This window comes from Dongia sp., assembly GCF_041918875.1.
GTDB lineage: Bacteria > Pseudomonadota > Alphaproteobacteria > Dongiales > Dongiaceae > Dongia.
In genome coordinates, this window is sequence record NZ_JAYRUV010000010.1 from 26,830 (window position 1) to 39,444 (window position 12,615).

Annotated in this window: 14 protein-coding genes; 10 read left to right on the forward strand and 4 right to left on the reverse strand. The window is 65.8% G+C overall.

Annotated features, from left to right (window positions below; all coding sequences use genetic code 11):
* The first annotated feature begins 2 nt into the window (after window positions 1-2).
* The 4 genes from cobM (at window position 3) to ACE3TY_RS12045 (ending at window position 2,752) form a co-directional block, all read left to right on the forward strand.
* On the forward strand, window positions 3-761 hold the full coding sequence (cobM, locus tag ACE3TY_RS12030; RefSeq protein WP_374653281.1) for a precorrin-4 C(11)-methyltransferase: 759 nt from the start codon (window positions 3-5) through the stop codon (window positions 759-761).
* 4 nt (window positions 762-765) lie between these two features.
* Window positions 766-2,001 (forward strand): MFS transporter, encoded by a 1,236-nt coding sequence (locus ACE3TY_RS12035; RefSeq protein WP_374653282.1) that lies wholly within the window; start codon window positions 766-768, stop codon window positions 1,999-2,001.
* Between the two features lie 110 nt (window positions 2,002-2,111).
* On the forward strand, window positions 2,112-2,360 hold the full coding sequence (locus ACE3TY_RS12040; RefSeq protein ID WP_374653283.1) for a hypothetical protein: 249 nt from the start codon (window positions 2,112-2,114) through the stop codon (window positions 2,358-2,360).
* A 26-nt stretch (window positions 2,361-2,386) separates the two neighbouring features.
* Entirely contained in the window at window positions 2,387-2,752 is a 366-nt protein-coding gene (locus tag ACE3TY_RS12045; RefSeq protein ID WP_374653284.1) for a hypothetical protein, read from the forward strand.
* Between the two features lie 8 nt (window positions 2,753-2,760).
* On the opposite strand, the gene ACE3TY_RS12050 is transcribed toward ACE3TY_RS12045, so the two are convergent.
* Window positions 2,761-3,864 (reverse strand): cobalt-precorrin-5B (C(1))-methyltransferase, encoded by a 1,104-nt coding sequence (locus ACE3TY_RS12050; protein WP_374653285.1) that lies wholly within the window; start codon window positions 3,862-3,864, stop codon window positions 2,761-2,763.
* 69 nt (window positions 3,865-3,933) lie between these two features.
* Here ACE3TY_RS12050 and cobA point away from each other — a divergent pair, with 69 nt between their 5' ends.
* From cobA to ACE3TY_RS12070, 4 genes are all read left to right on the forward strand, one after another.
* Window positions 3,934-4,773 (forward strand): uroporphyrinogen-III C-methyltransferase, encoded by an 840-nt coding sequence (gene cobA, locus ACE3TY_RS12055; protein ID WP_374653286.1) that lies wholly within the window; start codon window positions 3,934-3,936, stop codon window positions 4,771-4,773.
* 7 nt (window positions 4,774-4,780) lie between these two features.
* On the forward strand, window positions 4,781-6,115 hold the full coding sequence (locus ACE3TY_RS12060; RefSeq protein ID WP_374653287.1) for a cobyrinate a,c-diamide synthase: 1,335 nt from the start codon (window positions 4,781-4,783) through the stop codon (window positions 6,113-6,115).
* 134 nt (window positions 6,116-6,249) lie between these two features.
* Window positions 6,250-7,437 carry an MFS transporter gene (locus ACE3TY_RS12065; RefSeq protein ID WP_374653288.1) on the forward strand — a complete coding sequence of 396 codons (1,188 nt, stop codon included), beginning with the start codon at window positions 6,250-6,252 and terminating at the stop codon, window positions 7,435-7,437.
* Window positions 7,438-7,554: 117 nt separating this feature from the next.
* Window positions 7,555-8,049, forward strand: coding sequence for a PAS domain-containing protein (locus tag ACE3TY_RS12070; RefSeq protein WP_374653289.1), 495 nt, complete (start codon window positions 7,555-7,557; stop codon window positions 8,047-8,049).
* On the opposite strand, the gene ACE3TY_RS12075 is transcribed toward ACE3TY_RS12070, so the two are convergent.
* Both ACE3TY_RS12075 and ACE3TY_RS12080 read right to left on the reverse strand, forming a co-directional pair.
* On the reverse strand, window positions 8,046-8,330 hold the full coding sequence (locus ACE3TY_RS12075) for a 4a-hydroxytetrahydrobiopterin dehydratase (protein ID WP_374653290.1): 285 nt from the start codon (window positions 8,328-8,330) through the stop codon (window positions 8,046-8,048). The genes ACE3TY_RS12070 and ACE3TY_RS12075 overlap by 4 nt on opposite strands.
* Before the next feature lie 12 nt (window positions 8,331-8,342).
* Window positions 8,343-8,930 (reverse strand): hypothetical protein, encoded by a 588-nt coding sequence (locus tag ACE3TY_RS12080; protein WP_374653291.1) that lies wholly within the window; start codon window positions 8,928-8,930, stop codon window positions 8,343-8,345.
* Window positions 8,931-9,096: 166 nt separating this feature from the next.
* Here ACE3TY_RS12080 and ACE3TY_RS12085 point away from each other — a divergent pair, with 166 nt between their 5' ends.
* Together ACE3TY_RS12085 and ACE3TY_RS12090 are read left to right on the forward strand one after the other, a co-directional pair.
* Window positions 9,097-9,612 (forward strand): hypothetical protein, encoded by a 516-nt coding sequence (locus ACE3TY_RS12085; RefSeq protein ID WP_374653292.1) that lies wholly within the window; start codon window positions 9,097-9,099, stop codon window positions 9,610-9,612.
* A gap of 93 nt (window positions 9,613-9,705) precedes the next feature.
* Entirely contained in the window at window positions 9,706-11,523 is a 1,818-nt protein-coding gene (locus ACE3TY_RS12090; RefSeq protein WP_374653293.1) for a sensor histidine kinase, read from the forward strand.
* An 89-nt stretch (window positions 11,524-11,612) separates the two neighbouring features.
* Here the strand turns inward: ACE3TY_RS12090 and ACE3TY_RS12095 are convergent, their stop codons facing one another.
* Complete coding sequence (locus ACE3TY_RS12095; protein WP_374653294.1) at window positions 11,613-12,614, reverse strand: Hsp33 family molecular chaperone HslO; 1,002 nt, start codon at window positions 12,612-12,614, stop codon at window positions 11,613-11,615.
* Between the last annotated feature and the right edge of the window lies 1 nt (window position 12,615).

The following is a 12,615-nucleotide window of genomic DNA, read 5'->3' on the forward strand; positions in this document are numbered from 1 at the left end:
TCATGAGCATCGTTCATTTCATCGGCGCCGGTCCCGGCGATCCCGACCTCATCACCGTCAAGGGCAGGCGCCTCATCGAACAGGCGCCGGTCGTCCTCTATGCCGGCTCCCTGGTGCCGAGCGCCATCGTCGAACTGGCGCGGCCGGACGCGCGCGTGATCGATACCGCGCCGTTGCATCTCGACGCGATCGTGGCGGAGATGCAGGCGGCTCATGCCAAGGGCCAGGATGTGGCGCGCGTCCATTCCGGCGACCCTTCCATCTACGGTGCCATTGGCGAGCAGATGCGCAGACTCGATGCGCTGGACATTCCCTACGACATCGTTCCCGGTGTTCCGGCCTTCGCCGCCGCCGCGGCCCTTCTCAAGACCGAGCTGACCCTTCCCGGCATCAGCCAGAGCATCATCCTCACGCGCGTGCAGGGTTCTTCCTCGCCCATGCCGCCGCGCGAGGATCTGGCGACCTTGGGCAAGGCCGGCGCCACCTTGGCCCTGCATCTTTCGGTCAAGAGCATTGCCAGGGTGGTCGCGGAGCTGACGCCGCATTACGGCACCGACTGTCCGGTCGTCGTCGTCTATCGCGCCTCCTGGCCCGACCAGTCGGTCGTCAGCGGGTGCCTCGAGGATATCGAGGGCAAACTTGCCGGCACCGACATCGCGCGCACCGCACTCATCTTCGTCGGGCGCGTCTTCGGCGATTGCCGTTTCAACGACAGCCAGCTCTACAGCGCCAGCCACCAGCATTTCTATCGCCATGAATGAAGGGATGGCGCCTTCCATCTGGCGCCATACCGATTTCCGCCGCCTCATGGCGGCGCTTGCCGTCTCGCAGCTGGGATCGAAACTCGCGCGCGAAGCCCTGCCGCTGACGGCGGTACTGGTGCTGGGTGCCGGGCCCATGGGCATGACCTATCTCGGCATCGCAGCGGCCCTGCCGGCCTTGCTGATGGCGCTCCATGCCGGTGCGTTCCTCGACCGCGTGCGGCGGCGGCCCAGCATGATCGCCGCCGATTTTGCGCGCTTCCTGCTGCTGCTCTCGGTGCCGGTCGCGGCGCTCGCCGGCCATCTCGGCATGGTGCAACTCTGCCTCATCGCCTTCATCGTCTCCAGCCTCACCCTGGCCTTCGACATTGCCGACCAGGCCTATCTGCCGGGGCTGGTCGGGCGTGACGAAATCCTGAAAGCCAACGCCGCCAAGGAAGCGAGCCTCGCCACGACCGAGATTGCGGGCCCGCCCCTGGGCGGCCTGATGGTGCAGGCGTTCGGCGGCCCGCTCACCATCCTCATCGACGCGGTGAGCTATCTTTTCTCAGGCATCTTCCTGCTGCGCATCAAATCGCCCGAACCGCCGCCGGCACCGCGCGCGCAGGTCGGCATCCTCCTTGAAATCCGCGCCGGCCTGCGTCTGATGGCACGCGACGACATTCTGCGGCCGCTATTATGGTCGCGCTTCGCCCGGGCCTTCTTCAGCGGCATGATCGGCCCCTTCTACGTGCTCTATCTGGTGGGCGAACTCAAGCTTTCGCCCGGCATGCTGGGCCTGATCGTCGCGACCGGCGGTGCCGCCAGCCTCGCCGGTGCCGCATTGGCGCCGGCGCTGGCCGCCCGCTTTCCGATCGGTCCGGGATTGATCCTGGCCTTTGCGCTGAAAACATCGGGCCTTGCCTGCGTGCCGCTGGCCGGTCTCTTTTCCGGCGCGTCGCCCATGCTGATGATCGGCCTGCTGATCGCGCAACAGATTCTGGGCGACGGCAGCACCGGCTATTTCGCCGTGGTCGAGCGCACGCTGCGCCAGCGCCGCGTGCCGCCGGAATATCTTGCGCGTACCGGCGCCACCATCCGCCTCATCAATGACGGGTCGATGCCCTTTGCCATTGTCCTTGCCGGTGTGCTCGCGCAGACGCTGGGCCTCAATATCATTCTGTGGATCGCCGTCACCGGCTATGCCTTGGCACCCGTCATTGCTTTCTTCTCCGACGTGCGGAAATTACGCAGCCTTTGATACGGCACCGCCAGCGGCGCGCCGGAATAGCGTCCTGATCGCCGACGAAATGCCTGCCGGCAGGCCGTCGCCGTCATCGGTCCCGTCGATAGTGGAAATCTGCCGCATGGATGATGGAGATCGCGCGGCATGGCGTAATATTCCGATCGCGCCCCATCGCCTCTCCGTCCCGCACCGAACAATCCTTGGGCAACAAGGATTTGCTGGATGACAAGCGTGCTTGGGTCGCGTGGACGATGCGCTGCTATAGCACAGTGCGGCCTGACGATTTGCAAAATACGATGGCGGCCATGCGCGGTGCGGACATGGAAATCGGTCCGGTCGCTTGCCAGTTGCCGATCGTGTCGCGACATCGGTGACAGATCGCAGATGAAAGGAAACGCGAATGAAATATTCATATCTTGTGGGCGCCGGGCTGGCGCTGATGCTATCCGCCTGCGCTGGAACCGCACCGATGGCGCCGACCGCGGCAGATTCCGCAACGAGTGGCCAGCAAAGCGCCGGTCCGCGGGATCCGGTGCTAGCCGCCTTCGAAGAAAACCTGCCGCAAGGCGCCACGGTTGGGTCGGCCTCGGTCCGGCAGTTGAACTCCGCCATCAAACGGACGCTCATCGTTCATCCGGAAATGTCGGGCGATCTTGCAGCGTCTCTCGTCGAAGCGGCGCCGGGCCGCAGGAAGATGATCAAGAAGGCGGTCGCCGCCGCACGCGCCGCCTATGTGCGGCCGACCGGCCGCAGCGGCAAGCGCTGATATCGCAGCTAACCTTGCGTGAATCCGTCTTCGCCGACCAGATTGCCCTTGCGGTCGAAGACCAGCAATTCGATATCGATGCGATTGTCGGATTCACGCAACGCGACCGCGCGCGCCGATTGTGCGATATCGCGGCCGATCGGAATGCCGGCCTTGCCGCACAGTTCCAGCGCTTCCATCGCCGTATTTCCGGCACGGATCGCCTCGGCCAGTTCCGCATCGCCGCCCAAGGCGGTGGCGCGCTCGGCGAGGCGCGCCAGGTCGACCTGGCTGCGGCCGGAATGAAGATCGAGATGGCCTTCCGCAAGCTTGGCCATCTTGGCAAAGCCGCCCGCCAGGGTAAGGCGCGGCAGCGGGTGATGGCGCAGATATTTCAGCACGCCGCCGGCGAAGTCGCCCATGTCGATGAAGGCGAATTCGGGCAGGCCATGGCGCTTCCCGACGGCGGCCTCGGTGGTCGAGCCGGTGCAGGCTGCGGCATGGGAAAGGCCCGCGGCGCGGATGACATCGATGCCGCGATGGATCGAGGCAATCCAGGCGGAGCAGGAAAAGGGATGCACGATGCCGGTCGTGCCCAGGATCGAAATGCCGCCCACGATGCCAAGGCGCGGGTTCCAGGTCGCGCGCGCGATCTCGGCCCCGCCGATGACGCTGATGGTGACCTCGGCATCGGCATGCGTGCCGTGCGCGGCGGCCACTTCCGCCAGAACGCCCTGCATCATGGCGCGGGGGGCGGGGTTGATCGCGGGCTCGCCGGGGGGGATGGGGAGGCCCGCCTTGGTCACCATTCCGACGCCCTCGCCCGCCTTGAAGATCGTCCCGCTGCCGGGCGGCAGGCGGCGGACTCGGGCCCTGATATGGGCGCCATGGGTCACATCCGGGTCGTCACCGGCGTCTTTCACGATGCCAACCTCGGCAAAATCACGCCCGATGGCCGGTTCCAGCAGTGGGAAGACCGGTTTTTCGCCCTTTGGCAGCGTGATGGTGACTGAATCAGCGAATTTACCACCCAAGAGCGCCGAAAAGGCTGCTTTCGTAGCCGCCGTGGCGCAGCAGCCGGTCGTCCAGCCGCGCCTCAGGGGGCCGCTTTCTGTCGTTTTTTTATCGCTCATGACGCTATTTTATGGGCCGATGTCTTTTGCTGGCTAGTGCCGGGCCGATCCTGCGCTAATTTAACGCTCATGAATAAGCTGTTTGCGACATTGCCGGATCTGGAACCGGGCTGGGTCTGGTTGACGGGTGCCGGTCCCGGCGATCCCGGGCTGCTGACCATGCTCGCGGTCAAAGGCCTCGGTTCGGCCGATGTCATCGTCTATGACGCGCTGGTGGACAAGTCGATCCTGGATCTGGCTGGTCCCGGCGCCGTGCTCGAATATGCCGGAAAGCGCGGTGGCAAGCCTTCGGCCAGGCAGCCGGACATTTCGCTGCGCCTGGTGCAGCTGGCGCGTGAAGGCAAGCGCGTGCTGCGTCTCAAGGGCGGCGATCCCTTCGTCTTTGGCCGCGGTGGCGAGGAAGCGCTGACCCTGGTCGATTCCGGCATTCCCTTTCGTATCGTCCCCGGTATCTCCGCCGGCATCGGCGGCCTGGCTTATGCCGGCATCCCGGTCACGCATCGCGACTGCAACTCGGCGGTGGCCTTCGTCACCGGCCACGATGCAACGGGCGAGGTGCCGGATTCCGTCGACTGGGCATCGCTGGCCAAGGGTGCTCCCGTCATCGTCCTCTATATGGCGCTGAAACATATCGAACGCATCGCGCTCCGGCTCGTCGCCGGCGGACGCGGGCCACAGGAGCCGGTCGCGGTCATCGCCAAGGCGACCACATCCGAACAGCGCGTGCTGGAAACGACTTTGTCGCGTGTGGGTCGCGATGTGGCCGAAGCCGGCATCGAGCCGCCGGCCATGGTGGTCATCGGCGAAGTCGTCAAACTGCGCGCGGCGATGGATTGGCTTGGCGCCATCGGCGGCAAGCGCCTGACGCCCGATCCCCTCGGCCAGCGCCAGCGCGGCCAGGTCGGCTGAGACCGCCTTGGCGCGCGGTCTCGTCATCGCCGCCCCCTCCTCGGGCAGCGGCAAGACTCTTGCCACGCTGAGCCTCCTTTCCCTGCTGAAGGCCAAGGGCGTTGCGGTCGCCGGCTGCAAGGCCGGCCCCGATTACATCGATCCGGAATTCCACGCCGCCGCCACCGGGAAGCCTTGCTTCAACCTCGACATCTGGGGCATGCGCGATGCGTCGCTGGGTGCATTGCTGGCGCGCCAGGCATCGCGGGCAGATCTCATCGTCGTCGAAGGTGCGATGGGCCTCTTCGACGGCATCCCCGGCGTCGATGCGCATCGTAACGGTTCCTGCGCCGAGCTGGCCCGGCGCCTCGATCTTCCCATCCTGCTGATTGTCAATGCCAAGGGGCAGGGAGCCACAGCGGGGGCGATCCTCGAAGGCCTTGTTCGGCACGATCCCAAGCTCAAATTCGCCGGCGTGATCTTCAATCAGGTCGGCAGCGCGGTGCACCGCGAGATTCTGGGTGCCGCCGCGCGCAAGGCCGGCATCGCGGTGCTGGGCTATCTGCCGCGCGTCGAGGCGCTCAAAGTGCCGGAGCGGCATCTCGGCCTCGTCCAGGCGCGCGAGCATAAGAGCCTGGAGCGTTTCCTGGCGACGGCGCGCACGAACCTGGCTGGTGCCTTCGATCTCGACGGAATCCTGGCGGCCGCGGGCGAAATTTCCGTGCCTTCGCGCCCGCTGCTGCCATTGCTGCCACCCTTGGGCCAGCGCATTGCCATCGCCGACGACGCGGCCTTCGCCTTCGCCTATCCGTTCCATCTCGAGGCCTGGGCCGAAGCCGGTGCCGAGATCCTGCCTTTCTCGCCGCTGGCCGACGAAGCGCCGCGTGCCGATGCCGATGCCGTCTACCTGCCCGGCGGCTATCCGGAGCTGCATGCCGGAAAGCTCGCCGCCAACACCCAATTCATGGCGGGGCTACGCGATGCCGCGGCTGGCGGTGCCCTCGTCTATGGCGAATGCGGCGGCTATATGACGCTGGGCGCCGGGATTGCCGATGCGGCGGGCACGCGCCACCGGATGGCCGGGCTCCTGCCGGTCGAAACCAGCTTCGCCCAGCGCAAGCTGCATCTGGGCTATCGGCAGGCGAAGCTGCTGGCGGACGCACCTTTCGGCGCCCGGGACGCTGTCTTCCGCGGTCATGAATTTCACTATGCGACGATCCTGGACGAAGGCGATGCGCCGGCCCTCTTTGCCGCCGGCGACGCACGCGGCCGCGACCTGGGGAAGGTGGGCCGGCGCCAGGGCAATGTGATGGGGTCGTTCATGCATCTCATCGACCGCGCCGCCATGGTTAGCGGCGGGTAAACTTTTTCGCATCGCGCAGCGGCTGGCCGTCCTTGGACGGATGGCCGCTATGCAAAGGCGTGCATCGCGCGCCGGCGGGCAATCGCTATGATTGGCGCGGTCGAAGATCCGCACCGAAGCCATCGCCCCTCCCCATGAGCATCGCCCTTCCCGCCGATCGTCCCTGGCACGTGTCCGTCACGCGGCCCGGCCCGGTTCTTTTTGCGCTTCTCTTCACGCTCGATTCCGTCGCGCGGGCGATCATTGCGCCGGTCATTCCGCTGGAAGCGCTGCGCCTTCTGGGCTCGGCGCGCAATGTCAGCGTCGCCGTGACGGTGGTGGGCATTGCCGGCGTCTGCATGGCGCTCATTCTGCCGGGCATCATCCATCGCTGGCGCCCGCGTGCCAGCTACCTGCTGGCGATCGGCATGCTGGGCGTCGCCTCGCTGCTGATGGCCTCGCAAACCATCGCCGGCTTCGGGCTGGGCTGGATGCTGCGCGCCATGGCGGCGGCCGGGCTCCTGGGGCTGCTCAACATCTACATCGCCGGGTTCATCGAAAAACGCGATCTTGCGAAATCCGAACCGCTGCGCACTTTTTTCTCGGCGACCGCCTGGGTCGGCGGCCCCTTTCTCGGCATCCGCTTCTATGAAATATCGCCGCTCCTGCCCTTTGCGGTATCGATCGCGGCGGCGGCAATCCTGTTCGTCTATTTCCGCGCCCTCAACCTGCAGGCGCCCTCGCCGGCCGTAGCCCGGGGCGGCTTCGCGCCCTTGCGCAACATCCGGCGCTATTTCGCGCAGAAGCGCCTGGTCCTCGCCTGGGTACTCAATTTCGGGCGCGAAATGTGGTGGGTGACGCTCTTCACCTACGCGCCGATCTACCTCGTCCAGGCCGGCAAACCCAAGGTCGAGGCCGGCGACCTCATCGCCTCCTGCACGGCGCTGCTGTTCGTCAGCTTGTTTCTAGGCTGGGTCGGCCGGCGGGTCGGCCTGCGGCGCTTCATCAGCATCGGCTTCTTCTGGGTCTCGGCGGCGACTTTCTCCGTGGTCTGGTTCAGCGGCGATCCGGACTTGGCCAGCTGGATGCTGATCGCCTCGGCCGTCGGTGCCGTGTCGCTGGATTCGGTTTGCGTCGTCACTTTCCTGCGTGCCGTGCGCGGCTGGGAACGGCCGCAGATGACCATGGTCTTCAGCATCTACCGCGATGCCGCGGCCCTCATTCCGCCCGCGATCTTCGCTCTATTGCTCAGCTTCTTTCCCTTGCCGGTGGTGTTCCTGGTCAATGCGGCCTTCGCCTTTGGCTGCGGATTGCTGGCGCTGAAGCTGCCGCGCAGCCTGTAGTGCTTTTCAGTCAATTTGGGCAGGTGGCCCGCCGCCTGGATCGTGTATCCTGGCCAAAACGGGCGAAAAAGGGTTGCGTCGTGGGGCAGGGCGAGAACTGGCGGAAGGCAATAAGGAATGGCTGAGACCTTCCCCGATTTCGCACCGACCGACCGGATGATCACGTCGGACCGCATCCGGCGGCTCGTCGCCTATTGGCAGGCCAAATGCGACGGCCGGCCGATACCTCTGCGCGCCGATATCGATCCGTCGGAGATTCGCGACCTGCTGCCCAATCTCCTGCTGGCCGAAATCGAAGAGCCCTTCCGCGTGCGCTATCGCCTGGTCGGCACCAGGGTGGTGGAGTTCAACCGCATCGATTTCACCGGCACCTATCTCGACGACAATCGCTGGGATGCCGCCAGCCGCTATTCGCGGGCCTACCGCGCGGTGGCGGAAACCCGCCTGCCGCATTACGGGCTGGACGCCTGGCCCCTCGCCGGCGCCATGAACGGGCGCAGCGAGATCGTCATGCTGCCTCTGTCGACCGACGGCGTCCGCGTCGATCGCTGCCTGGCGATGGAGGATTTCCTCTTTTCGGCGCACGACCTGCCACGGGACAAGGCACGCTAGAGCTGGTCGATGGCCTTGGCCAGCTTGACGTCCCGGGCGCTGAGACCCTTGCAATCATGTGTCGTCAGGGTGATTTCGACCCGGTTATAGACGTTGGACCATTCCGGATGATGGTCCTGGCTTTCCGCCAGCAAGGCGACGCGGGCCATGAAGCCCCACGCCTCGACGAAATCCTTGAAGCGGAAGGCGCGGCGGATGGCGTCCTTGCCGTCCACCGTCTGCCATTGCGGTAGTTCCGCGAGGGCGGCGTCGCGTTCGGCATCCGTGAGCCTGGCGATCATGACGGTCACTCCTTACCGCACCAGCGGGCCCAGATATTGCGGGATGCTGGCTTCGAGCCGCGCATTGAGATCCTTCATCGCGGCATCCAGCATGTTGAACAGCACGACCTCGCGCTGGTTGAGCGTCATATTCTCCGGCACGGTCTGCGAACGGGTGACGGTCTCGGTGACGGCACCCGATTTTCCCGAAATCGGATTGCCGGCCTCGAGCTTCACCGTGATCGAGAGATCGTAGCGGTCAGATTGTTCGGTCTTCAGCGCCGCATCGATGCCCGACGAGCGCGGCAGCGGCACCCGCACGGCGCGCGCCTCGATGACGGTATAGGTGGCCTGCCCGCGCGTGCCCGCCGCCTTCAGCCGGTCGCGGGCCCAGTTGGCGGCCAGCGTCTCCGGCGGCGCCGGATATTCCGCCGCATTGTCGTCCGGATGATCGGCGGCGCGGTAGGCGCTCTCGATCTCGATCCGCGCCACGTCGAGTCCGATGGGGCTGAGATGCTGGAAGGTGATCTGCGGGAAGGTCTGCCGGTCGGGCGGCGTGTCGCAGGCGGCCAGGAACAGAAGGGCAAGGCAGGCGGCGTAAAAGGGGCGGCGGGCGATCATCGCGCAGTGAACTCGCTTTCAGCTATTCATCTCATCGGAGCGACCCTGACAGGCCCGAAAAAGCCCCGCAAGGGGCGATTCCGGGTCGTGCAATTGCAAATCATTTGCAATTGGAACTGAGCCCAGCTAATCTTCGCTTCACCATTCAAGAAACAAGGATTCCCGCATGGCAGCCAACGACAATCACTGTACCGACCATGCCGAGCCTGCCGCCATCCAGATCGAACAGCTGCCCTTCGCCGCCCAATTCGCCATCTGGGCGGCGCGCGCCTGGGTGACGGCCCTGAAACTCGATCAGCCCTTCAGCGCGGTCAGCCACGGCACGTTCGAGCGCTTCGACCTCGACGAGGCGGAAAACGATCTCGACGCGCTTTTCTCCATCGTCGCCCATTCGGCCAGCCGGCAGATCGATATACGCTGCCTGAAATGCAGCCATGTCAGTCCGGATGAAATGCTGTTCCAGCAGGCCGTGGCGGCGGTGCAGGGGGAGGATTCCCTTGCCGCCTATGAAGCGCTGCGAGCCTGGCTGCCGCCGGCGGCGGCGCGAACCGGCCTGCGCGCGCTCACCAGCTTTGCCAACCGCCTGTCGCAGCGGGAATTGCGCCTCTCCAAGCCGCTGTCGAGCGCCCCGAGATCGCATGCGCATATGCGAGCCGACCTGCCGTCGGTGGCCTTGCACTGATCCCGCTGTGACAGATAAGTCAATTGTCCTAGTGTGTTAGAGATCAATTAACCTTGCGCGAGCAAGGTCCCCGCACCATCATGCCGCATGTCCGTGGCAACAAAAAACAGTGCCGCCATTGCAGGGACGCCCGGCGTCCTTGCGCCGCGCGGCATGGCGGATGCCGGTTCCGGCCCGCGCGCGCACTGGCAGGTGGCGCCGCTGCTCGTCGCCATTCCGCTCGCCATTCTCCTCATCGGCTCGCTTACCTCATACCTCGTCTACGCCGAATTGTTGCGGCGGGCCGATGAAGCCTGGCTCCAGGCCGCCCAGAACCAGACGGAGCGCCTCGACGATGCCTTCGTCGAGACCTTGCGCGCGACGCAGACGCCGCTGCGCGCGATGATGGGCGTGTTCCTCGGGTCGCAGAATGTCACGGCGGAAGAATTCAGCCGCGCCATTGCCGCCCTGGCACCCGACAACATGGCGCCCAGCAGCATCGCCATTGCCTATCTGGCGCCGGATGCGTCCGGCCAGTACGGCATGTCGTTCGGCGCCGGCATGAACCGCTACGGCGCCGTCGGCACGGCGCCGCAGCTTTGGCAGGGTATCGACGCCATCGCGGCACGCGCCGCCGACCGGCCGCAGAATCCGCTGCTCTCGGCCAACCCGCTGTTCAAGGATGCGCTCGGCGAGCGTTTCGGGCTGGCGGTGGCGATGACGGGTGGCAGGAACCCGCCCCTGCTGGTAACGCCGCTCGATCTCGAACAGCTTCTGGCGAGCTTTGCGGCCAGCCACACGCCCTCGGGCCTGCAGCTTCATGTCGCTCACCGCGCCATCGCCCAGGGCGAACTCTACGACGTTGCCTATCTGCCGCTGCCGGGCGATCCCGGCATGGCGCGCCCGGGCCTCGAGCCGGTGCCGTCGATCACCTCGTCGCGCATCTTTGCGGGCGCCGAATGGCAGCTTACCTGGACCGTGGCGCCCGATTTCCTGGGCGGGCCCAACCGCAACCTGGCGCAGGCGCTCCTCATCGGCGGTCTCGCCGCCTCGCTGCTCTGCGCGTTGCTGTTCCTGCTGGCGCGGCACGAGATCAAGCGCGAGCGGGCGCATGCGTCGATCGCCAAGCAGGCGGCCGAAATGTTCCGCCAGCATATGATCGACCTCGCCCAAGCCCGCGACGCGGCGGAACAGGCCAATCGCGCCAAGTCCCAGTTCCTCGCCAATATGAGCCACGAACTGCGCACGCCGTTGAATGCCATCATCGGCTTTTCCGACATGATGAAACTGGGTATCGGCGGCCGGCTCGAGAATGAGAAGCATCTGGAATGCGTCAAGCATATCAGCGACAGCGGCACGCTGCTGTTCAAGCTGATCGACCAATTGTTCGACACGGCGAAGATCGAAAGCGGCCAGATCGAGCTTACCGAAGAGCCGCACGATGCCACCGCCCTGGCGCGCGAAGCGATCGCCCTGGTGCAGCCGATGGCCAAGGCCAGGCATATCCGGCTGGAACTCGATGCCGGGAACGATCTGCCAGCCTGGCTGGTGGATCATCGCAGCGCGCTGCAGATCCTCAACAACCTGCTGACCAATGCCGTGAAATTTTCCGGCCGCGATACCGTCGTCACCACATGTCTGCGGCGTGCGGGCGATGGCGGTCTGGCCATTTCGGTCGCCGATCAAGGTCCCGGCATTGCGCCCGAGATGATGCCGCGCATCTTCGAACGCTTTGCCCGTGGCGAAGCGATGGTGGCGAAGGAAGAGGGACTCGGCCTCGGCCTCTGGATCGTGCGCAACCTGGTCGAAATGCATCGCGGCGAGATCGAGGTCGATAGCGAGGTCGGCCGCGGCACCGTTGTCCATCTCAGATTCCCGCCGCCCGAAGCGCCGCCGCGGCCGTTCGATCCGGCCCTCATTCCAGCGGATTGAAAGCGATCGAACGCGCCATGGAACCCTCTCCCCGAAAAGGGAGAGGGCGGGGTGGGGTTGCCGACATGCGTCGGCGAGGGGTGGGGCGCTCAGTCCCGCCTGGTCACGTCGCCGAGCGCAAAGCGGTATTCGCTGTTGCAGAATTCGCAGGTGACGACGAGCGAACCGTCGATGGCGAGGTCGCCCAATTCCTCCGGCGCCAGCGATTTCAGAACGTTTTCGACCCGGCCGCGCGAGCAGCGGCATTGCGCCTTGAGGTCGTGCCCGGTGAAGACGCGCACGCCATCCTCGTGGAACAGCCGGTAGAGCAGGTCGTTGATGCCGGTTTCCGGTCCCAGCAATTCCCTGTCCTGGGCGCTGGCCATCAGCACCACCGCGCGGCGCCAGGCATCCTCGGCCTCTTCGGTGCCGGCGTCGAATGAATTCTCGTTGCGTCCGTGCCAATCGTGCGGCGATGAGCCGTCGGGCGTCCAGCCGCTGCCCTGGCCGCTGCCCTGGCCGCCGCCCCGTCCGCCGCCCTGGGCCGGCAGGCGCTGCAGCATGATGGCGCCGGCGCGCCAGCCATCGGCGTGATGCTCGACGGCCAGCTTGAATGCCGCCTGCAGCTGTTCGGATTGCTGAAAATAATGATGGATGCAATCGACCAGGCTGGAGCCTTCCAGCTCGACGATGCCTTGATAGCGTTCGGCATGTTCGCCCTGGTCGACCGTGAAGGCAAGATAGCCGCCGCCGGTCAGGCGCATGAGATTGGCCGAACCGGGCGGGATCGCCGCCACCGCCTGCGCGTCGAACTGGGCATAGCCGCGCACATTGCCGGCCGAGGTAACGTCGGCCACCATCAGGCGGACGGCGCCGTTACCCTTGGCCTGCAGGGTGAAGACGCCTTCATATTTCAGCGTCGCCGCCAGGATGGCGGCCAGGGCCATCATCTCGCTGAGGAGGTGCGCCACCGCTTCCGGATATGCGTGCTTGTCGATGATCTCGCTAGCCACCCGGTCGAGGCGCACGAGGCGCCCGCGGACGCCATGTCCCTCGATCTGGAACGGTTGGACGAAATCGCTGACGGGAGGCGTGATGCTGGCCGATTCCATG